The organism is Spiroplasma endosymbiont of Apeira syringaria, assembly GCF_964020205.1.
Taxonomy (GTDB): Bacteria; Bacillota_I; Bacilli_A; order Mycoplasmatales; family VBWQ01; genus Spiroplasma_E; species Spiroplasma_E ixodetis_A.
On record NZ_OZ026543.1, the window covers coordinates 1357252 to 1379275 of the forward strand.

26 protein-coding genes and 1 pseudogene are annotated in these 22024 nt (G+C 25.4%); 12 read left to right on the forward strand and 15 right to left on the reverse strand.

All coding sequences use genetic code 4. The annotated features are described in order from the left end of the window. Positions 1-313: 313 nt before the first annotated feature. The 5 genes from AACL02_RS08315 to AACL02_RS08335 all read right to left on the reverse strand — a co-directional run bounded on the left by AACL02_RS08315 (position 314) and on the right by AACL02_RS08335 (position 3939). Positions 314-1324, reverse strand: a complete 1011-nt coding sequence (locus AACL02_RS08315; protein ID WP_339040790.1) for a hypothetical protein — start codon at positions 1322-1324, stop codon at positions 314-316. Between the two features lie 12 nt (positions 1325-1336). Further along, positions 1337-2457 (reverse strand): IS3 family transposase gene (locus AACL02_RS08320; RefSeq protein ID WP_339040217.1). Its coding sequence is split into 2 segments (ribosomal slippage): positions 1337-2214 and positions 2214-2457, totalling 1122 coding nucleotides; the frame shifts between segments, so codons are not numbered across the junction. Between the two features lie 37 nt (positions 2458-2494). Next, on the reverse strand, positions 2495-2755 hold the full coding sequence (locus AACL02_RS08325; RefSeq protein ID WP_339040792.1) for a hypothetical protein: 261 nt from the start codon (positions 2753-2755) through the stop codon (positions 2495-2497). A 24-nt stretch (positions 2756-2779) separates the two neighbouring features. Beyond that, a complete protein-coding gene (locus AACL02_RS08330) occupies positions 2780-3040 on the reverse strand; it encodes a hypothetical protein (protein ID WP_339040794.1) in 261 nt (86 codons plus the stop codon). Continuing rightward, entirely contained in the window at positions 3040-3939 is a 900-nt protein-coding gene (locus tag AACL02_RS08335) for a hypothetical protein (protein WP_339040796.1), read from the reverse strand. Before AACL02_RS08335 ends, AACL02_RS08330 begins: the two co-directional genes overlap by 1 nt. 24 nt (positions 3940-3963) lie before the next feature. Between AACL02_RS08335 and AACL02_RS08340 the strand changes: the two genes are divergently transcribed. Both AACL02_RS08340 and AACL02_RS08345 read left to right on the forward strand, forming a co-directional pair. After that, complete coding sequence (locus AACL02_RS08340; RefSeq protein ID WP_339043692.1) at positions 3964-4779, forward strand: IS1595 family transposase; 816 nt, start codon at positions 3964-3966, stop codon at positions 4777-4779. Positions 4780-4971: 192 nt separating this feature from the next. After that, a pseudogene (locus AACL02_RS08345) lies at positions 4972-6212 on the forward strand (IS256 family transposase). On the opposite strand, the gene AACL02_RS08350 reads toward AACL02_RS08345, so the two are convergent. The 3 genes from AACL02_RS08350 to AACL02_RS08360 all read right to left on the reverse strand — a co-directional run bounded on the left by AACL02_RS08350 (position 6199) and on the right by AACL02_RS08360 (position 7134). Further along, entirely contained in the window at positions 6199-6369 is a 171-nt protein-coding gene (locus tag AACL02_RS08350; protein WP_339040798.1) for a hypothetical protein, read from the reverse strand. The pseudogene AACL02_RS08345 and the gene AACL02_RS08350 overlap by 14 nt on opposite strands. Beyond that, a complete protein-coding gene (locus tag AACL02_RS08355) occupies positions 6359-6658 on the reverse strand; it encodes a hypothetical protein (protein WP_339040800.1) in 300 nt (99 codons plus the stop codon). The genes AACL02_RS08350 and AACL02_RS08355 overlap by 11 nt, the downstream gene beginning before the upstream one ends. A gap of 146 nt (positions 6659-6804) precedes the next feature. Beyond that, a complete protein-coding gene (locus AACL02_RS08360) occupies positions 6805-7134 on the reverse strand; it encodes a hypothetical protein (RefSeq protein WP_339040802.1) in 330 nt (109 codons plus the stop codon). An 18-nt stretch (positions 7135-7152) separates the two neighbouring features. Here AACL02_RS08360 and AACL02_RS08365 point away from each other — a divergent pair, with 18 nt between their 5' ends. Next, positions 7153-7974: an IS1595 family transposase gene (locus tag AACL02_RS08365; RefSeq protein WP_339040804.1), complete on the forward strand. Its 822-nt coding sequence runs from the start codon at positions 7153-7155 to the stop codon at positions 7972-7974. Positions 7975-8027: 53 nt separating this feature from the next. On the opposite strand, the gene AACL02_RS08370 is transcribed toward AACL02_RS08365, so the two are convergent. Next, a complete protein-coding gene (locus AACL02_RS08370) occupies positions 8028-9458 on the reverse strand; it encodes a hypothetical protein (RefSeq protein ID WP_339040806.1) in 1431 nt (476 codons plus the stop codon). Between the two features lie 72 nt (positions 9459-9530). On the opposite strand from AACL02_RS08370, the gene AACL02_RS08375 reads away from it, so the two are divergent. Then, entirely contained in the window at positions 9531-10691 is a 1161-nt protein-coding gene (locus AACL02_RS08375) for an Mbov_0401 family ICE element transposase-like protein (RefSeq protein ID WP_339040808.1), read from the forward strand. 328 nt (positions 10692-11019) lie between these two features. Then, complete coding sequence (locus AACL02_RS08380) at positions 11020-11916, forward strand: IS3 family transposase (RefSeq protein WP_339043693.1); 897 nt, start codon at positions 11020-11022, stop codon at positions 11914-11916. Between the two features lie 470 nt (positions 11917-12386). On the opposite strand, the gene AACL02_RS08385 is transcribed toward AACL02_RS08380, so the two are convergent. Beyond that, a complete protein-coding gene (locus AACL02_RS08385) occupies positions 12387-13142 on the reverse strand; it encodes an IS1595 family transposase (RefSeq protein WP_339040810.1) in 756 nt (251 codons plus the stop codon). Between the two features lie 91 nt (positions 13143-13233). Continuing rightward, positions 13234-14055 (reverse strand): IS1595 family transposase, encoded by an 822-nt coding sequence (locus AACL02_RS08390; protein ID WP_281747836.1) that lies wholly within the window; start codon positions 14053-14055, stop codon positions 13234-13236. On the opposite strand from AACL02_RS08390, the gene AACL02_RS08395 reads away from it, so the two are divergent. Further along, positions 14001-14126 (forward strand): hypothetical protein, encoded by a 126-nt coding sequence (locus tag AACL02_RS08395; protein WP_339040812.1) that lies wholly within the window; start codon positions 14001-14003, stop codon positions 14124-14126. The two genes, AACL02_RS08390 and AACL02_RS08395, sit on opposite strands and share 55 nt — an antisense overlap. 158 nt (positions 14127-14284) lie before the next feature. On the opposite strand, the gene AACL02_RS08400 is transcribed toward AACL02_RS08395, so the two are convergent. After that, positions 14285-15538 carry an HAD family acid phosphatase gene (locus AACL02_RS08400; RefSeq protein WP_339040814.1) on the reverse strand — a complete coding sequence of 418 codons (1254 nt, stop codon included), beginning with the start codon at positions 15536-15538 and terminating at the stop codon, positions 14285-14287. Between the two features lie 401 nt (positions 15539-15939). Here AACL02_RS08400 and AACL02_RS08405 point away from each other — a divergent pair, with 401 nt between their 5' ends. Next, positions 15940-16455, forward strand: coding sequence for a hypothetical protein (locus AACL02_RS08405; protein ID WP_339040816.1), 516 nt, complete (start codon positions 15940-15942; stop codon positions 16453-16455). A gap of 7 nt (positions 16456-16462) precedes the next feature. Here the strand turns inward: AACL02_RS08405 and AACL02_RS08410 are convergent, their stop codons facing one another. Then, complete coding sequence (locus AACL02_RS08410) at positions 16463-16978, reverse strand: hypothetical protein (RefSeq protein ID WP_338975820.1); 516 nt, start codon at positions 16976-16978, stop codon at positions 16463-16465. Between the two features lie 119 nt (positions 16979-17097). On the opposite strand from AACL02_RS08410, the gene AACL02_RS08415 reads away from it, so the two are divergent. Then, entirely contained in the window at positions 17098-17469 is a 372-nt protein-coding gene (locus tag AACL02_RS08415) for a helix-turn-helix transcriptional regulator (protein WP_338975821.1), read from the forward strand. On the opposite strand, the gene AACL02_RS08420 is transcribed toward AACL02_RS08415, so the two are convergent. After that, complete coding sequence (locus AACL02_RS08420) at positions 17432-17578, reverse strand: hypothetical protein (protein ID WP_339040819.1); 147 nt, start codon at positions 17576-17578, stop codon at positions 17432-17434. The two genes, AACL02_RS08415 and AACL02_RS08420, sit on opposite strands and share 38 nt — an antisense overlap. Between AACL02_RS08420 and AACL02_RS08425 the strand changes: the two genes are divergently transcribed. Next, entirely contained in the window at positions 17524-18138 is a 615-nt protein-coding gene (locus tag AACL02_RS08425) for an IS1595 family transposase (RefSeq protein WP_339040821.1), read from the forward strand. The genes AACL02_RS08420 and AACL02_RS08425 overlap by 55 nt on opposite strands. 259 nt (positions 18139-18397) lie before the next feature. On the opposite strand, the gene AACL02_RS08430 is transcribed toward AACL02_RS08425, so the two are convergent. Beyond that, positions 18398-19000: an IS1595 family transposase gene (locus AACL02_RS08430; RefSeq protein WP_339040823.1), complete on the reverse strand. Its 603-nt coding sequence runs from the start codon at positions 18998-19000 to the stop codon at positions 18398-18400. On the opposite strand from AACL02_RS08430, the gene AACL02_RS08435 reads away from it, so the two are divergent. The 3 genes from AACL02_RS08435 (at position 18981) to AACL02_RS08445 (ending at position 21943) form a co-directional block, all read left to right on the forward strand. Then, a complete protein-coding gene (locus AACL02_RS08435; protein WP_339040825.1) occupies positions 18981-19292 on the forward strand; it encodes a transposase in 312 nt (103 codons plus the stop codon). The genes AACL02_RS08430 and AACL02_RS08435 overlap by 20 nt on opposite strands. A 134-nt stretch (positions 19293-19426) precedes the next feature. Then, positions 19427-20785, forward strand: coding sequence for a BMP family ABC transporter substrate-binding protein (locus tag AACL02_RS08440; RefSeq protein WP_339040827.1), 1359 nt, complete (start codon positions 19427-19429; stop codon positions 20783-20785). Between the two features lie 342 nt (positions 20786-21127). Then, positions 21128-21943, forward strand: coding sequence for an IS1595 family transposase (locus tag AACL02_RS08445; RefSeq protein ID WP_339043694.1), 816 nt, complete (start codon positions 21128-21130; stop codon positions 21941-21943). Positions 21944-22024: the final 81 nt, after the last annotated feature.

Here is a 22024-nt window from a genome sequence, read left to right on the forward strand (position 1 = left end):
AAAAATAAAAAAAATTTCATAATTATTATTATGACTTATTCCAAAATTAAAATTTTAATTATGAAATAAGCCTAATATGTTATGTTTTATAATTCTTTTATAGGAAAAATTTATTAACTTTATTCTGGTTCAATTTCTAAGTAATTTCCAACAGCATTTGTTACAATCTTTCATCCATGTTGATTTGTCATCATATAAAAAATGTTTATTTCTGAAAAATTATTATACATAACTTTAACTAAATTTTTTAAATTACTATCACTTAAACTATTTACTAAGGTTCCTATAAATTGCGGAAATTTAGTAATTTCACTTAAAATTTTTTTTCAAAAAGTTGATAGTCATCTTTATTATCTTGATAAATTTCTGCTAATCTTATTCACATATCATTACTAATACCTAATTTAATTTTGCTTGATTCTGTATATTGTGGATTTTTATTGTCTAAAGGTACGTAATATTTTTCTATTTTATTATATTGATTATGGGAATTGATATCAGCATTATGAGCATGGGATCAATTATACGCTAAATATGCTATTCCACCAACTATAATTACTCCACCCACAACTCATCCAATAGGTCCTCCTTCAATCATAACAGATGCACCACCTTCAACAACCTCTTCGCCAATAGCAATGGCTCCTTCCTCACCAACTTCTAATAAAGGCACCGCTTCTTCTGTTTCAACTACTGTTGTAGCTTGTGGAGAACTTATTCATTTAACAACTTTATATGCAGGTGGAATACTCATAGTTGTGGTAGTGGCTAGACCTTTTAATAAATATTCATTTTTATTACGTGTTATAAAAACGATTCCGTATTTATGCAATTCAACAATTTTTTCAAATTGTGCTCAACTAGCATCAGTAAAATGTTGTCCATAAATTTCTGTTAGTTTTTTTCTTGCATTATTTTTACTTTCTGTAGATTTGGTGTGATAAATATCTAATAATTTTTGATCAATAATTTGTGTTTTTAAAATATCACACTTTGGTTTCTGATTTGTTCTAGAGTATGTACTTTGATTACTGTGTTGATTTCTATTTCTAGAACTAGTTCCAATGTTAAAAGATTGTTCAGATGTTGATGGCAAAACAGCGCTTCCACCTGCTGAAGGTGAAGGGGTTGTTGTTGTAGTGGTGTGCGAATTACTTGGTCTATAATTTGATATATCTTCAAGGGTAGTAAAAGTAACACTAAAATCACAATCATAAATAATATTCAAATTTTGTGTAAATATTATACTGTTTGGACGAAACATATGTGATAATGGAATTATTAATGTAGTTGAAGTTAAAAATGGAGAGAAGTGGAATGGCAACCTTTTTTAGGACTATTTTTTGGTAGACATTTGTTTTTGATAATTAACTGGAGTTAAGTAGTTTAAAGTGCTGTGAATTCTTATGTTGTTATATCAATTGATGTAATCAAATAATTCTAATTTTAATTGGATTAATGATGTAAAATTTTTATCATTAATAAATTCGGTTTTGAAAGTTTTAAAGGTTGCTTCAGCAACAGCGTTATCATAAGGACAACCTTTTTTGCTTAAAGAGCGATTAATATTGAATGCTAGTAAAAGTTTATCAATAATTTTATTATTAAATTCATTACCGCGATCACTATGAAATATTTGAATATCTTTTAAACAGCGATTTGAGTGCATAAATGCTTGATATACTAATGATGCATCTTTTTTAGTACCTACACTATGTCCAATTATTTCGCGGTTAAATAGGTCAATTAATAAACAAATATAGTTTCACTTACCATTTACTTGAACATAAGTTAAATCACTAACAATAACTTCATTTTTAACTCTATTATTAAAGTTTCTATCAACAAGATTGTTTATTGGACTATCGTTAACTTTGTTATTATGATTTTTGTATGATAATTTAGTGTATTTTGATATTAAATTATGTTTATTCATAATTTCTTTAATTTTTCGTCTTGATAAATAAATTTCTTGGTTTTCTAGAATGACTTTTAATCTTCTAGTACCATAAACTTCTTTATTTTCTTTAAAAGCACTAATAACAGCTTCATCATAAATATTATTTTTGATTTTATTTTCTTTTTTCTTTAAATTAAAATAATATGTTGATTTAGAGATTTTTAAAAAATGACACATTGTGCGAATTTTATATTTAACTTTATTTTTGACAATAATTTCTATTTTCTGCCTATTATTAGTGCTGCTTGCTTTAAAATATCATTTTCCATTCTTAATTGTTTTAATTCTTTTCTTAATTTAATTAATTCATTTTCTTCAACAGAACGATTATCTTTAGTTTTAAAACTACCTGAATTAGTAAATTGCTTAATTCAATTGTAAGTAGCTGCTCTTGTAACATTATATTCTTTAGCAAGGCAAGATACTGATTTGCCACTTTGATATAAAGCTACTATTTGTTTTTTAAATTCATCGGTATATGAGTTAATATTGGCCATAATTATAGTTCCTTTCTTTGTTCACTTGTCTATGTAATTAGTGTCCAATAAAGTGTAACCCATCCATTTTACTCTTTGCGTTTTTCAATACTTTCACAATTAAATTATTGGTTGTTTTTTGATAAATGCCAACAATCAAGGTTTTATTCACCAAGGATCTTCCTTGTTTTTTAAAACCCATATGTGAAAGATACATTTCATCAATTTGCACTGTACCTTCAACAATAAATTGAGGTTTTTGTTTTGCAATACGTGTTCTGATTTTATGAGTCATTCTTCAAGCAGTTTTCAAAGTCACTCCCAATTCTTTTGCAATATCTGTTTATGGAATTCCATGTTTGGTGTTTATTCATCTAAAGATAAGATAAAACCAAGATGTTAAAGATGTTTGTGACCTTGAAAATATGGTGCCTGTGAGAATGCTAAATGTTTGATTACATTTTAAACATCTCATTCTTTTTAAATCAGAAGTATTCAAATTAAAATTAAAACACCTAATACATTTGTTTTCTTTCAAATTTGCTATATATGCAAGACATTGCTGTTCAGTTTGAAAAGCATTGTTGAATTCATTCAGTTTCATTATTCCCTCCACAAGTACATGTGGGGAGAAGTCCGAAAATTAATTCCAAAGTCACCATATTTACGATTATTTATACTTTTACCTATTATTTTTCAATTTTCTTTATCTTGTTTTTTAGCAATATTTAGTTTATTTTCATTAATTGCTGGAACAATTTGTTTAACTATTGCTTGCAAATTATTATCATCTATATTTTGTTTTTTATCTAATAAATTATTAGTTTCTATTTTTGTATAATAATCACGTTCAGTACCTTCTTCTGCTATAAATTCAGTTGGTGTTCCCTTTCCTATATATTGATATAATGTAACAGAACTCGCTTGGTAATTAATATCATTAGAAACAACGGTAATATCATTTCATTCTTTAGTGAATAATAATTGTACTTTAACATTGTCCTTTATAATTAACTCATCTAACTTAATACTGGTTTGTGTTGTTCTATTAATATCGCCACCTAAATTAAATATAGTTTTTTTATCACTATATATATAATTATCAGTAGGAGTACTAGGGGGTTGGTAAATATAACCTCATATTGCTAAATATGTTTTACTAAATTCACCACTAGGAATAAAAGAAGACATTTTTTTTCATAAAGGACTAGTTTCAATATTAAATCAATTGTTTTTAATATCATCAATACTTTCATTAGTTTTAGATAGTTCACTATTTAATTTGGTAATTTCATTTTCATTTGTAGTAATTCGTTTTTGTTGTTTAGCAGAAAAATCACATGTTGGTGCATGAGTAAAATCACCAACTTGTGGATTATTCTGTAATGCTTCAGGTGGTAATGTACCAATTTCATCAGGTCAATCTAAAATCATTGTTTCAGTTTTTGGGTCATATTCAGTTGCTACATAACCTTTATTAATAAATCGGACTTCTCCCCACATGTACTTGTGGAGGGAATAATGAAACTGAATGAATTCAACAATGCTTTTCAAACTGAACAGCAATGTCTTGCATATATAGCAAATTTGAAAGAAAACAAATGTATTAGGTGTTTTAGTTTTAATTTGAATACTTCTGATTTAAAAAGAATGAGATGTTTAAAATGTAATCAAACATTTAGCATTCTCACAGGCACCATATTTTCAAGGTCACAAACATCTTTAACATCTTGGTTTTATCTTATCTTTAGATGAATAAACACCAAACATGGAATTCCATCAACAGATATTGCAAAAGAATTGGGAGTGACTTTGAAAACTGCTTGAAGAATGACTCATAAAATCAGAACACGTATTGCAAAACAAAAACCTCAATTTATTGTTGAAGGTACAGTGCAAATTGATGAAATGTATCTTTCACATATGGGTTTTAAAAAACAAGGAAGATCCTTGGTGAATAAAACCTTGATTGTTGGCATTTATCAAAAAACAACCAATAATTTAATTGTGAAAGTATTGAAAAACGCAAAGAGTAAAAATCTTTTGCAGTTTGCAAAAAACCACATTTCTTCAAAATGTCTTGTATATAATGATTCTTGAAAAGGATATTGCGATTTTAAATCAGTTTTCACTAAGCATGAAACAGTTAACCATCAAGATGGCTATGTTTCAAAAATTGGTGTAAATACCAACCAAATTGAATCAGTTTGAAAACATATAAGAAGAACATTTAAAACACATATCAAAGTTGCAAAACATCATGTTCATTTATATGCTAAAGAAGCTGAATATAAATTCAACAAGATACCTAGTTTTGAAACTGTAATTCTATGTTTGATTTAAAAATGTGGGGAGAAGTCCGTAGATAGGCTTTTCTCAGCATTTATGTGATAAAATTAAAATAGTACATAAAGGGAGAAAAGCCTAATAAATTTACTAACGGAAATGTTTAGTAATCTGTGTAACTTACAAAAATAACTATGTTTAATTAATTCTAGTAAATATAATTAAATGACTAGAAAGAGTGAGTTACAGATGGCTAAAAAAGATAACTTTAATAATAATGATCCAATATCAAAAGCAGTAGATTTATTACTAGAAAATACTGAAGATTTAACAACAGTTTTTAAACCTGGCGGTTTATATAAAGAATTAACAAAAAGATTAGTTGAAAAAATGTTGAATTCTGAAATGCAAAATTATTTAGGATATGAAAAAAATCAACATAGTACTACTGAAAATGCTCGTAATGGTACAAGTTCAAAAAAATTAATAACTCAAAACAAGGTAAAATTGAAATTGATGTACCAAGAGATCGCAATAGTAATTTTACTCCTGTAATAGTTCCTAAAAGGCAAAGAAGATTTGATGGTTTTGATCAACAAGTTCTTTCCTTGTATGCAAAATGAATGACATTATCTGACATTAGAATGCAGTTGCAAGAGTTATATCATGGTGCTGATATTAGTGAAAGTGTTATTAGTCAAATTACTGATGATGTTATTGATGATGTTAAAGCATGACAAAATCGACCATTAGAAAGTATTTATCCTATTGTTTATTTTGATTGTATAGTAGTTAAAGTACGACAAGATAAACGGATTATTAACAAATCAGTTTATATAACATTAGGAGTTGATTTAGAAGGCAAAAAAGATGTTTTAGGATTATGAATTAGTGAAAATGAAGGTTCTAAGTTTTGATTATCTAATTTCACAGAAATGAAAAATCGTGGCTTAAATGATATTCTTATTGCTTGTAGTGATAATTTAACAGGCATGTCAGAAGCAATACAATCAGTTTATCATAAAACAGAACATCAATTATGCATTGTTCATCAAATTAGAAATAGTTTAAAATATGTTTCATACAAACATCGAAAAGGTCTAGTTGCAGATTTAAAACCAATTTATAGTGCATGTAGTGAAGAACAAGCAATGCAAGCTTTAGAATCGTTTGAAAGTAAATGAAATAAACAATATCCTCAAATTACTAAATCTTGATATAAAAATTGAGATAATTTAATGGTTTTTATTAGTTATCCAGTAGAAATCAAAAGAGTGATTTATACTACAAATGCTATTGAATCTGTTAATAGTCAATTACGAAAAATCATCAGAAATAAAAAAGTTTTTCCTAATGATATGGCAGTTTTCAAAATATTTTACTTGGCAATTGAAAATATAACAAAAAAATTAACATTGCCTATTCAAAATTGAAATACAGCAATTGCTCATTTTATGATAAAATTTGAAGACAGAATTAATCTAAATTAGTAACTTTGTAAAACAAAGATACACAGATTATTAAAAAGCCTCATACTATTTTTTGAAAATTTCTTTTTATTCATTTTTTAATATTAGAGTTTATTTTTTCTTGTTGCTGTTCAACTTCATTTTGTATATTTTTTAATATCTCTTTACTATCTTGCATTTAAATTCTCCCTTTTTAAGATTTCTTTTCCTGTTTGGTTAAAAGTAACTTTGGGATTTATTTTTTTATTTTCTTGGTGAATAAATTCTGCTGCTTTTAAATTAACAAATTCTGTATGTAATTTTGGATATTTTCTTCATTTTTCTATTGTTGCATTTGGAATTCACTGATTACCAATAAAATCCGTAAATTTAATATTATGCTCATTACAAAAAATATTATACTTTTTATTAAAAAATTCTATTTTTTTATTACAATTTATTATTAAACATTTATTTATTTTGCTCATTTAATTACTCCTTTTTTTAATTTTACTTATAAATTGTACTATTTTTGATTATTTTTACAAGTATGCTTTTAAATGCAAAATAAACGCCTAAATTAAAGGCATTTATTTTATGAGACCTATACTATTAATTATATTGAAATTGTTTATTATATGGCAAATGTGAAGATACTTTTTTTTACAGTAGCATTATTTTTACCCCTAATTACATTTTTATATGGATACAAGGCATAAAACAAAGCGTCATATGGGTCTTGGTACATATTTTTGTCTGGAATGTTAGTTTTTGTTTCGTCATAACGTAATTCTTCTAAACATTGAGTAGTTTTTGGTAAATCATCTTTATTTGCATAAAAGTTTCCATAACTCATAATATTTCTCATTCAAACTACTCTATTAGTTAATCCTGCTTCTTGATTTAAATTTGAAGCATGTTTAATAGCAGTTTGTGTTATTAAAATAAGGACTTCTCCCCACATGTACTTGTGGAGGGAATAATGAAACTGAATGAATTCAAAAATGCTTTTCAAACTGAACAGCAATGTCTTGCATATATAGCAAATTTGAAAGAAAACAAATGTATTAGGTGTTTTAATTTTAATTTGAATACTTCTGATTTAAAAAGAATGAGATGTTTAAAATGTAATCAAACATTTAGCATTCTCACAGGCACCATATTTTCAAGGTCACAAACATCTTTAACATCTTGGTTTTATCTTATCTTTAGATGAATAAACACCAAACATGGAATTCCATCAACAGATATTGCAAAAGAATTGGGAGTGACTTTGAAAACTGCTTGAAGAATGACTCATAAAATCAGAACACGTATTGCAAAACAAAAACCTCAATTTATTGTTGAAGGTACAGTGCAAATTGATGAAATGTATCTTTCACATATGGGTTTTAAAAAACAAGGAAGATCCTTCGTGAATAAAACCTTGATTGTTGGCATTTATCAAAAAACAACCAATAATTTAATTGTGAAAGTATTGAAAAACGCAAAGAGTAAAAATCTTTTGCAGTTTGCAAAAAACCACATTTCTTCAAAATGTCTTGTATATAATGATTCTTGAAAAGGATATTGCGATTTTAAATCAGTTTTCACTAAGCATGAAACAGTTAACCATCAAGATGGCTATGTTTCAAAAATTGGTGTAAATACCAACCAAATTGAATCAGTTTGAAAACATATAAGAAGAACATTTAAAACACATATCAAAGTTGCAAAACATCATGTTCATTTATATGCTAAAGAAGCTGCATATAAATTCAACAAGATACCTAGTTTTGAAACTGTAATTCTATGTTTGATTTAAAAATGTGGGGAGAAGTCCGTAGATAGGCTTTTCTCAGCATTTATGTGATAAAATTAAAATAGTACATAAAGGGAGAAAAGCCTTAAAATAATATTATGTTCATCAATTAATTTTTGATTTAATCAATCCATTGCTGTTCTTGCTTTATCATCATAAAAATAAATTGTTTGTTCAAAATTTTCAAAATTATCCATTAATCCTAAAATTTCATTTACATAAGCATTAATTTTTTCATTTTCATTTATAAAATCATTTGGAGTAACTACTAATTCACAAATAATATAAGCATCATAATAACCAGTATTATTATATTCTTTAAAACCAACTACCATAAATACGGTATGGTCTTTATGACCAGTTGCTCAATCAACACCAACTGAATAAAAATCAAATTTATACATATCTTTTTCTTGATTATAAAATTGTTTTAAATCATATTTTTGTCAATATTTTAATGTTTTTTGAAAAGGAAAAATGGTAGCATCACTATCTAAAAATTCAAAACCATAATAAACAGTATTAAATTCATCAGGATTTTTCTTTTTTAATTCTAAAATTAATTTTTTAGTTACTGGTTCTAATTTATTTCAAAATGGCAATAAGGTAAATCTTAAAATAAATAATCCTAAACCCGAAAATGCTTCGGTGTCTTCATAATAAATCTTACCAATTTTTTTCAAAGTATTTGTCACTTTATCACTTAATGGTAAATATGGCGTGCAATAAAGCAAATAAAATGGATGATATTTATCATAAGGATTACAAGTAAAAGCAATAAAGTGATTTTTATAAAAATAACGAGTAATTTTTTGACCATAAGTTGAACTAAATATATTTCTATCCGTAAATGTTCAACTTAAGTCTTTAATTGGTTGATTTGATACTTTAATGCGATTACTACGAAACATTGATAATTTTAAACGTTCATAACGTTGAGTTAATTGTTTTTCGCTTAATGTTTCTTTTTCTTCTGCCATAATGATTTCATCGGTTCTAGAACATAAATAACTTGAACCACCAACCGCTTTACCAAAAATTTTATTTCCATTAGCATAACCAATAAAATCAATTTGTTGATTATTAGGAAAAATAATACATCCACCATCCTTAGTTATTTTTCACTTAATACCATGTGGATTGTTTACCCCTAAATGAATATCATAGTTATCTTCTAAATATTGACAAACATCCATTAAAGACCCAATGGTGGTTTCATTATGAGTATTTTCATATCGTCTTACTTCTTGAACACTACTATCACTAAAATTACAACATATAAATAAATCAAATGCTAAACAGTTTCAAGTTTTTCTTGTTAATCGTGCGGTTGGTACAAAACGATAAAAACAGTTTGTTGTGAAAAATTCTGCTCATTCATCACCAACAAATTGTTTAAAAATATCTCAATTAAAACCATAATTATTATCACTAAAATTAAGATTATATTTTTTATTTAATTGTGCATAACTAGTAATAAAAGCCATTTTTACTCCTTATTTTTAAAAAAAATTAAAATTAAATTATTAATAAACCAAATTTAGAAAGGAACATTAAAAATGTTAATACTACCATTACCTAATCATTTTGATTGAGACAAACACGATTTTAATCAAGATGAATTAAGTTTAAAGCAAACAGAAGAATTATTTGCAAAAATAGATGAGCAATTATGAAATGAATGTAATAAATCTGAATATAAATCATATAGATTTAGACAACGAAAATTAAAAACAAAAAAAGGTTTATTAACATATAAACGACGTATTTGTACACATTATAACACAAAAACCCAAAAAATTGAATACGTATCGTTATTAGATAAATATCTTGGTATTAAAAAATATAGCAAACTTGCACCAAATGTTATTAAACAAATTTTAAAATATTTTGCTGATGATAAAAAGTATCGTGATGTTTGTGATACTTTTATTGAAGATTTAATAAGTAATAGTACAGTTTGTAGAACATACCAAAAATTTGAATTACCAAAAGTTAATATTTCTAAAATAGTATTAGAAAAAAATCAAACATTATATATAAATATTGATGATGGACATCGAAAATTTAAGTTTAATGAAAAACACAATACTAAAAATTGTAAAAAATGTTCGATGAGATTATTAGTATTTTGTACTGGTAAAAAGAAAAATGGAAAATTAATTAATAAAAGAGTTGCATGTCAAATAAGAGTATCAAAAACAGAAATTGGTGCTGAAAAAACAGCAAAATTAATTCAAACATATGGTAATTTATATTTTGAAAATTTTAACCAAGCAAATTTAATAGTTTGTGGAGATAGTGCAAAATTAATTAGAAAAACTGCTACAATTTTAAATGCTAAATTTATTTTAGATAAATTTCATGCTTTTCATGTTTTATTTCTTGGTATCATGGCAGGAAGAAGAAAAAATAAAATTGCTAAATTACACTATCAAAATGCAATAAATTTATTTTCCAAAGGTCAATATTATGAATTAATTGATTTTTTGCAATCATTAACTTTACAATATAAAAAATTAAAAGTTGGTTATTTTATTAATGCCAAAGATGGTGTATTAAACCAAGCATTAGTTGAAAATATTGGTTGTTTTACTGAAACGAATATTAAACAAATTTTAAAGCATATGATTGGTGATAGAACTTATAACATTGATATGTATACAAAAATGGTTAATTTTAAATGCTACCAAATTAATACTGCCATCCAGTTATTATAAATTAAAATTAAAATTTTAAAAAAATGAAAAATAAAATAAAACTTATTAAAGATGCTTTAATAAGAATTTTTGAATTATAAAAGCAAGTATTATTGTTGACTAATATTTTTCAAGTGTTAAAATTAACGTACAATTGCATATTGAAGTCAAAATTATTCTCGTCTAACTTTATAATTTTAAGACAAATTTGAATATTATTGACAACATCGGTATGCTCCCATGTGGGGAGAAGTCCGTAGATAGGCTTTTCTCAGCATTTATGTGATAAAATTAAAATAGTACATAAAGGGAGAAAAGCCTTAATTAAATTAAGAAAAGAATTAAAACAATTAAGAATGGAAAATGATATTTTAAAGCAAGCAGCACTAATAATAGGCAGAAAGTAGAGATTATTGCAAATAATAAATCTAAATATAAAATTCGCACAATGTGTCATTTTTTAAAACTCTCTAAATCAACATATTATTTTAATTTAAAGAAAAAAAATAAAATTCAAAATAATATTTATGAACAAGCTGTTATTAGTGCTTTTAAAAAAAATAAAGAAGTTTATGGTACTAGAAGATTAAAAGTCATTCTAGAAAACCAAGAAATTTATTTATCAAGACGAAAAATTAAAGAAATTATGAATAAACATAATTTAATATCAAAATACACTAAATTATCATTCAAAAATTATCATAATAAAGTCAATGATAGTCAAATAACCAATCTTGTTAATAGAAACTTTAATAATAGAGTTAAAAATGAAGTTATTGTTAGTGATTTAACTTATGTTCAAGTAAATGGTAAGTGAAACTATATTTGTTTATTAATTTACCTATTTAACCGCGAAATAATTGGACATAGTGTAGGTACTAAAAAAGATGCATCATTAGTATATCAAGCATTTATGCACTCAAATCGCTGTTTAAAAGATATTCAAATATTTCATAGTGATCGCGGTAATGAATTTAATAATAAAATTATTGATAAACTTTTACTAGCATTCAATATTAATCGCTCTTTAAGCAAAAAAGGTTGTCCTTATGATAACGCTGTTGCTGAAGCAACCTTTAAAACTTTCAAAACCGAATTTATTAATGATAAAAATTTTACATCATTAATCCAATTAAAATTAGAATTATTTGATTACATCAATTTATATAATAACATAAGAATTCACGGCACTTTAAACTACTTAACTCCAGTTAATTATCAAAAACAAATGTCTACCAAAAAATAGTCCTAAAAAGGGTTGCCATTCCACATCAAAAGAAAGCACTTGATTGAACAAAATATTTAGATGTAACAACTACTTTTTCAAATGGTAAGTATAATGAATTAATTACTATTTTAGAAAATAATCATAATAAAGTTACTAAAAAAAATTATAATTATTTTAAAAATAATGAACAAGGAATTATTAATCAAAATGCTGATTGAAATATTGGATGTAGTGCTGAAAGTGATGTATATCATTTTTTAAAATCTTTAACTAATGGAGCAAAAATATATCATCATCAAACATTGAATAATATGTTAATAGCAAAAGCAAATTATTTAAATAGTAGAAGTTATCTTAATAGTGCTTAAAGTAATACAATTTAATATTTTTTATTCTAATTTTAAGAGGCTTTTCTCCCTTTATGTACTATTTTAATTTTATCACATAAATGCTGAGAAAAGCCTATCTACGGACTTCTCCCCACATTTTTAAATCAAACATAGAATTACAGTTTCAAAACTAGGTATCTTGTTGAATTTATATGCAGCTTCTTTAGCATATAAATGAACATGATGTTTTGCAACTTTGATATGTGTTTTAAATGTTCTTCTTATATGTTTTCAAACTGATTCAATTTGGTTGGTATTTACACCAATTTTTGAAACATAGCCATCTTGATGGTTAACTGTTTCATGCTTAGTGAAAACTGATTTAAAATCGCAATATCCTTTTCAAGAATCAGTATATACAAGACATTTTGAAGAAATGTGGTTTTTTGCAAACTGCAAAAGATTTTTACTCTTTGCGTTTTTCAATACTTTCACAATTAAATTATTGGTTGTTTTTTGATAAATGCCAACAATCAAGGTTTTATTCACCAAGGATCTTCCTTGTTTTTTAAAACCCATATGTGAAAGATACATTTCATCAATTTGCACTGTACATTCAACAATAAATTGAGGTTTTTGTTTTGCAATACGTGTTCTGATTTTATGAGTCATTCTTCAAGCAGTTTTCAAAGTCACTCCCAATTCTTTTGCAATATCTGTTGATGGAATTCCATGTTTGGTGTTTATTCATCTAAAGATAAGATAAAACCAAGATGTTAAAGATGTTTGTGACCTTGAAAATATGGTGCCTGTGAGAATGCTAAATGTTTGATTACATTTTAAACATCTCATTCTTTTTAAATCAGAAGTATTCAAATTAAAATTAAAACACCTAATACATTTGTTTTCTTTCAAATTTGCTATGGCTTTTCTCCCTTTATGTACTATTTTAATTTTATCACATAAATGCTGAGAAAAGCCTATCTACGGACTTCTCCCCACATTTTTAAATCAAACATAGAATTACAGTTTCAAAACTAGGTATCTTGTTGAATTTATATGCAGCTTCTTTAGCATATAAATGAACATGATGTTTTGCAACTTTGATATGTGTTTTAAATGTTCTTCTTATATGTTTTCAAACTGATTCAATTTGGTTGGTATTTACACCAATTTTTGAAACATAGCCATCTTGATGGTTAACTGTTTCATGCTTAGTGAAAACTGATTTAAAATCGCAATATCCTTTTCAAGAATCAGTATATACAAGACATTTTGAAGAAATGTGGTTTTTTGCAAACTGCAAAAGATTTTTACTCTTTGCGTTTTTCAATACTTTCACAATTAAATTATTGGTTGTTTTTTGATAAATGCCAACAATCAAGGTTTTATTCACCAAGGATCTTCCTTGTTTTTTAAAACCCATATGTGAAAGATACATTTCATCAATTTGCACTGTACCTTCAACAATAAATTGAGGTTTTTGTTTTGCAATACGTGTTCTGATTTTATGAGTCATTCTTCAAGCAGTTTTCAAAGTCACTCCCAATTCTTTTGCAATATCTGTTGATGGAATTCCATGTTTGGTGTTTATTCATCTAAAGATAAGATAAAACCAAGATGTTAAAGATGTTTGTGACCTTGAAAATATGGTGCCTGTGAGAATGCTAAATGTTTGATTACATTTTAAACATCTCATTCTTTTTAAATCAGAAGTATTCAAATTAAAATTAAAACACCTAATACATTTGTTTTCTTTCAAATTTGCTATATATGCAAGACATTGCTGTTCAGTTTGAAAAGCATTGTTGAATTCATTCAGTTTCATTATTCCCTCCACAAGTACATGTGGGGAGAAGTCCGTTATATTTTTTAATCTTTTTAAATTTTATGTTATAATTTAATTAACAAATCATATAATTTGCAGTTATATTGTTAATGTTACTTCATAATTCTAAGGGTTAATCTCATACGTACTTTGACAACCGCCCATTTACAATTAATATATATATATATATATTAATTTTATTTAGAGATTGAATATTAATTTTTGTAAATTATTTTCATATATTTTCATATTTTTTGAAATAATGTTTTAGTAAATTTAATCAATTATCTAAATTAGAACCATATTTTTTTTCTAAATCTCATAAAAAATTACCATATACATCATTACCACCAACCAGTACATAAGTTTCTTTTCAATTAATTTTTCCTTCTTCTAGTTTAATTTCTTTTACAAAACCAAGGTTTTTTAGATCACTATCAATTAAACTATTTTTTTCATTTTCTTTTCAATAATGTTCTATTATTTCTCTATTTTCATTTTTTGTAAATCAAAATTCATCTCCCACTTTACCAATTAAGTTATTAAAATTTTTATTATTTATTAATTCATTTTTTAATGATATTTTATCAATTAATTTTGAATTAGTTAAATTAGAATGAAAATCATTAATGTTATCACCCAATCTCATTACAATATGTGATGGTACATTTTTTATTGGTACTAAATCATTTTCTCAATTTTTTATTTGCATACTATTTTTATCTTTTGATGATAATTTAAAATTGTTATTATTAATATAATTAAAACGATTTTCTTTTGATATTAAATCTTTATAATTATTTGAATCATATTTAGTTACTCCTTGCATTCATCAAACATAACTATCAAGAAATGCCTTTGGATAATAATTATTTTCTATTAGTTTTTTAGTTGGTATTGCTTCATCTCCATACTTGATATTTTCGCCTTGAAAACGATTTGAATCAAATAAAACAATACCACCACTTTTTCATACATGTTTAACAAATGCTAAAACTCCATTATAAAGTTGTTCTTCAAAATTGACTTGATGATCAACTCATTTTTTAAATTCATAATCCATATCTTTCATTTTTGGATTAAAAAATTTATAAATTGAAAAACCAATATTATTTATGAATGTTTCATCCAAATCAGTAATAACAATAGGTACATATTTATTAGCTTCAATTTTTGATTCATTATAATGCACAGTATAATTTTTATCTTCTTCATCATTTTTGGCATTAGGTTTATTTGCGGTTGCGTAAATAACATCTAATGATAAATGTTTTTTATTTGCTTCTATAACATCATCATACTGTTTTATTGCTGCACGAAAAGTATTTAATAATGATATTTTTCTTTCTGCTGATTCTTGTCAAATTATTGATTGTAACACTTTTAAATCATAAATATTGTTATTTTTATAACATCCAATAGCGCTTAAACTTGTACTTGTAATAATTATTAAACCACTTATTATTTTTAATATTTTTTTCATGTTTTTTCTCCTTTTAAAAATAAAAATCTATTTACTTTGAGAAACAAAGTAAATAGGTTAAAAACTATATTTAGTTTGTAGTTTTTTTAACATTTTTTTTGAAATTTTACAATCAATAAAGATAATATATTTATTTTTAAAATTTAAAAGACAAGATATAATTATTTTTAACTATTTAAATTACGTATTATTGTTGATTTATATTGGCTAAATGTTAAGATAAATGTAAAATTAGATACTTAATTATTAATTACATTTAGTTTTTAATAATTTTAAAAATGATTGATAAATAAAATTATTGTTTATAGATTTTAAATTTTTTTTGCATAAGATGTTAAAGATAAAGTACGAATAGTTTACTAGAAATATTGCGAAATAATAATTATAAAGAGGTAAAAAGGATGTTAAAATTTTCAAAAACATTATCTAACATTGGTATTTATCTACTTTTGACAACATTAATGCCGGTAATGGTTATTTCTATAATTATGATTTCTTTAAAAGGATTAATGGAAAGTTCTTATGAATTATTATGGAAGTTTGGAGAATGATTACAAGAAGTTTTTGATTCTGGATTAAGTACTATTCAATGATTGGGATGAATTATATTGATAGCTTGTCTAACAACTTATGGTATTTTTATATTTATTTTAGTTATGATAAATTCAAGAAAAGCATTTGAACAAAGAATTGGTTATATTCTTGGTTTAGTAATTGGAGTTGCTTCAATTGTTGTTACATTATTACCATTAATTATTGTTAGTATTGCTAGTCTTGGCAATGGAGTAATAACTTTACTATTAGGATTATCATTTGTTTTTATTGGATTGAATGGTGGTTTAGTTGCTTGTGGATCATTATTTGGTTTAATTAGTGCAAAAAACATTATAAATTTATGAGATGCAAAGAAAAAGTAGATATAATCTACTTTTTATTATTTATATATTTACTTCATGGTAATTGTAAATTTGTTAATGTATAATGCATTAATTGTCGATGTATGCTAATAATTAAAACGTTAAATATTGTTACAATAAGTAAAATTCATCAATGATCGTTTAAAGTATTAAAATAATCAAGTTTGCTTTTAAAAACGGCAGTTTCAACTAACATAAATAATGCATTTAAAATGAAAAAAATTAATCAACCAAAACTAAATAGAATAATTAGATAACGATAAAATTTAGTTTGAAAAGTACTACCTTTGACTTTAATTTGATAAACCGTTTCATAAGTATAATGATTAATAGAAAAAGCAAACAAAATTAATAGAATTAAACTATTTATGCCAACTATTAATAAAATATTAATTATTTTTTCGCTAGTAGTATTTATTAAAATTGAACCTATTATTATAAATATAATTTGAACAATTAATCACAAAATGCTAACATAAAAAAAACTTTTTTTTGTTCAGTATTTAATTAATTCATTTTCCATTTTGTATCACCATATTAATTTTATTATATTTTATGCAAATATAGAATAAAATTTATCTTTTTATAATTTTTCATAACATAATAAGTTTGGGAATAACTAAAATTAGAGAGGGAAATAAAATGGCAATTGAAGTAGAAATTAGGCGTATACGTCTAAGACTTGGTTGAACGCAAGCATATTTGGGGAAATTAGTAGGTGTTCGTCAAGCAACAATTAGTAGAATTGAGAGTAATGCTAAAAATTCTTCATGAGGAATAATTCATAAAATTCTTTTAGCATTATTAGTAGATATGAATGATATAAAAGGTTTTACGCATGATTTTGTATTAAAAGAAAATGATTTTGAACTATTTATTAAACTGTTAATGGCTAATTCACAATTAAAAACTAATATTTTATATAATCCTGTTCATTGCGCACGAATTATTATTGATGCATATAATAGAGGAATTATTAATTTTGATGAAAAATATGGTAAAAATAAAGTATAAAAAAATTGTAAATAAATATCGGACTTCTCCCCACATGTACTTGTGGAGGGAATAATGAAACTGAATGAATTCAACAATGCTTTTCAAACTGAACAGCAATGTCTTGCATATATAGCAAATTTGAAAGAAAACAAATGTATTAGGTGTTTTAATTTTAATTTGAATACTTCTGATTTAAAAAGAATGAGATGTTTAAAATGTAATCAAACATTTAGCATTCTCACAGGCACCATATTTTCAAGGTCACAAACATCTTTAACATCTTGGTTTTATCTTATCTTTAGATGAATAAACACCAAACATGGAATTCCATCAACAGATATTGCAAAAGAATTGGGAGTGACTTTGAAAACTGCTTGAAGAATGACTCATAAAATCAGAACACGTATTGCAAAACAAAAACCTCAATTTATTGTTGAAGGTACAGTGCAAATTGATGAAATGTATCTTTCACATATGGGTTTTAAAAAACAAGGAAGATCCTTGGTGAATAAAACCTTGATTGTTGGCATTTATCAAAAAACAACCAATAATTTAATTGTGAAAGTATTGAAAAACGCAAAGAGTAAAAATCTTTTGCAGTTTGCAAAAAACCACATTTCTTCAAAATGTCTTGTATATAATGATGGCTTTTCTCCCTTTATGTACTATTTTAATTTTATCATATAAATGCTGAGAAAAGCCTATCTACGGACTTCTCCCCACATTTTTAAATCAAACATAGAATTACAGTTTCAAAACTAGGTATCTTGTTGAATTTATATGCAGCTTCTTTAGCATATAAATGAACATGATGTTTTGCAACTTTGATATGTGTTTTAAATGTTCTTCTTATATGTTTTCAAACTGATTCAATTTGGTTGGTATTTACACCAATTTTTGAAACATAGCCATCTTGATGGTTAACTGTTTCATGCTTAGTGAAAACTTATTTAAAATCGCAATATCCTTTTCAAGAATCAGTATATACAAGACATTTTGAAGAAATGTGGTTTTTTGCAAACTGCAAAAGATTTTTACTCTTTGCGTTTTTCAATACTTTCACAATTAAATTATTGGTTGTTTTTTGATAAATGCCAACAATCAAGGTTTTATTCACCAAGGATCTTCCTTGTTTTTTAAAACCCATATGTGAAAGATACATTTCATCAATTTGCACTGTACCTTCAACAATAAATTGAGGTTTTTGTTTTGCAATACGTGTTCTGATTTTATGAGTCATTCTTCAAGCAGTTTTCAAAGTCACTCCCAATTCTTTTGCAATATCTGTTGATGGAATTCCATGTTTGGTGTTTATTCATCTAAAGATAAGATAAAACCAAGATGTTAAAGATGTTTGTGACCTTGAAAATATGGTGCCTGTGAGAATGCTAAATGTTTGATTACATTTTAAACATCTCATTCTTTTTAAATCAGAAGTATTCAAATTAAAATTAAAACACCTAATACATTTGTTTTCTTTCAAATTTGCTATATATGCAAGACATTGCTGTTCAGTTTGAAAAGCATTGTTGAATTCATTCAGTTTCATTATTCCCTCCACAAGTACATGTGGGGAGAAGTCCGATAATGATTCTTGAAAAGGATATTGCGATTTTAAATCAGTTTTCACTAAGCATGAAACAGTTAACCATCAAGATGGCTATGTTTCAAAAATTGGTGTAAATACCAACCAAATTGAATCAGTTTGAAAACATATAAGAAGAACATTTAAAACACATATCAAAGTTGCAAAACATCATGTTCATTTATATGCTAAAGAAGCTGCATATAAATTCAACAAGATACCTAGTTTTGAAACTGTAATTCTATGTTTGATTTAAAAATGTGGGGAGAAGTCCGTAGATAGGCTTTTCTCAGCATTTATGTGATAAAATTAAAATAGTACATAAAGGGAGAAAAGCCTAAATATTAATATTTTTACTGTAGTACATTTTTTTATTTATAGGAGAAATTTATGAAATATTTTTTAAAATTATTAATTATTACTTTGTTAATAAATAGTTCGTCAGTAGGATTAATTGGATGTAGTATTCCTAGTGTTGGTGATATTTGAATAATTACTGATGGTGGTGATTTATTTGATAAAGCTTTTAATCAGCAAGTATTAGAAGGTTCAAAAGAGTTTACTAAAACATTTAATGATAATCGTATTATGATTAGTAATTTACCCGGTAATGAAGTTTGAAAAAATAAAAAAATGAAAACACGTTGAATTATTTCACGAGATAGTACTGTTTCAACTTTACAAAATAATTATAATTTAGCAACATTTGCTGGTGCTAAAACAATTATTGTTGTTGGGTTTAATCATCTTGGTGCATTAACACCAGCTATTAAAAATCAATATAAAAAGTTAGGTGTTCGTTTTATTTTAGTTGATGCTAAATTAGAAAAACCAGTTGATGTAGCGTGTTTAAGTTATTCAGCAGAACAATCAGGGTTTTTATCAGGATTAGCAGGAGCAATATGATTAGCAGCTAATCATGAAACATATGATGATAATGGTTTAAAGATGTCAACTTTTGGTAGTTTACCAGCTGATACTATTGTTAGTTATATGATGGGTTATTATTGAGGTGTATATTATTTTAATAAATATCGTAATAGCAATGATAATTTATTGGAAATGACTAATGCCATTAGAATTAAAGAGGGTAAGGAAAAAATTGAAAAATGAACTAATAAATTTGATATTCATTTTGATAAAATTGCTAAACAATTTACAGGTAGTTTTGAATCTGGTACAAAATCATCAAAAGCAATAACTTCACAATTAATTGATGGATATAAAGATGATATTGTAATGCCTGTTGCAGGAGCACAAACAATTGATTTAGTATCAGCTGTTAAAAACTCTACTACTAATAGCAAAGCAAAAATTATTGGTGTCGATGTTGATCAAAGTGTTCAATATAGTTATGCTAAAGATATTTTTATTACATCAGCTTTAAAAGGAATTCATAAGTCAGTTAATACTTGATTATGACATTCTTTTAATTTAGATTATAATAAGGATGATCAACATTCAGTTATTAAACCTATTAATGGTGAACAATACTTTGATGGCAGCATATCACAACCAGCATTAGGTGGTCAGCAATATCTTGGAATTGCTAATAATGATTCTATTAGTGCTATTTATAATAACTTAATTATTGATAGTAATGATTATTGACGTTTAGCACAAAAAGTAACTGACGCTTATAATAAATTAGTTGCTGATTTAGTTAATGATTCTACTCGTGATAAGTGAGAAAATGCTTGAAAAAATTATGTTGATGAAAGTGTTGAAAAGTATAAACCACAGTTTTAATAAAACTTTACTATATATTTTAAAAAAATTATAATTATTCTTGAATTTTTAAAGAATAAGTTTTATTATCTTATATAATGGTAGTTATGCCATTAAAGGAGAAACTAGTGTTTAGAGTTAATTGTGAAAATAAGAAAATAATTAATATTAAATACATATATACTGTATTTTTTAATAGTAAGTTATTCCCACCTATTTATTTTCAAAATTTATTTATACACAGTTTTATTTTATTTTGAATAATTGAATTAAGAAAGCAATGTTTTTGCTTTCTTTTTTATATTTTTTTTTATATAAATATCGGACTTCTCCCCACATGTACTTGTGGAGGGAATAATGAAACTGAATGAATTCAAAAATGCTTTTCAAACTGAACAGCAATGTCTTGCATATATAGCAAATTTGAAAGAAAACAAATGTATTAGGTGTTTTAATTTTAATTTGAATACTTCTGATTTAAAAACAATGAGATATTTAAAATGTAATCAAACATTTAGCATTCTCACAGGTACCATATTTTCAAGGTCACAAACATCTTTAACATCTTGGTTTTATCTTATATTTAGATGAATAAACACCAAACATGGAATTCCATCAACAGATATTGCAAAAGAATTGGGAGTGACTTTGAAAACTGCTTGAAGAATGACTCATAAAATCAGAACACGTATTGCAAAACAAAAACCTCAATTTATTGTTGAAGGTACAGTGCAAATTGATGAAATGTATCTTTCACATATGGGTTTTAAAAAACAAGGAAGATCCTTGGTGAATAAAACCTTGATTGTTGGCATTTATCAAAAAACAACCAATAATTTAATTGTGAAAGTATTGAAAAACGCAAAGAGTAAAAATCTTTTGCAGTTTGCAAAAAACCACATTTCTTCAAAATGTCTTGTATATACTGATTCTTGAAAAGGATATTGCGATTTTAAATCATTTTTCACTAAGCATGAAACAGTTAACCATCAAGATGGCTATGTTTCAAAAATTGGTGTAAATACCAACCAAATTGAATCAGTTTGAAAACATATAAGAAGAACATTTAAAACACATATCAAAGTTGCAAAACATCATGTTCATTTATATGCTAAAGAAGCTGCATATAAATTCAACAAGATACCTAGTTTTGAAACTGTAATTCTATGTTTGATTTAAAAATGTGGGGAGAAGTCCGTAGATAGGCTTTTCTCAGCATTTATGTGATAAAATTAAAATAGTACATAAAGGGAGAAAAGC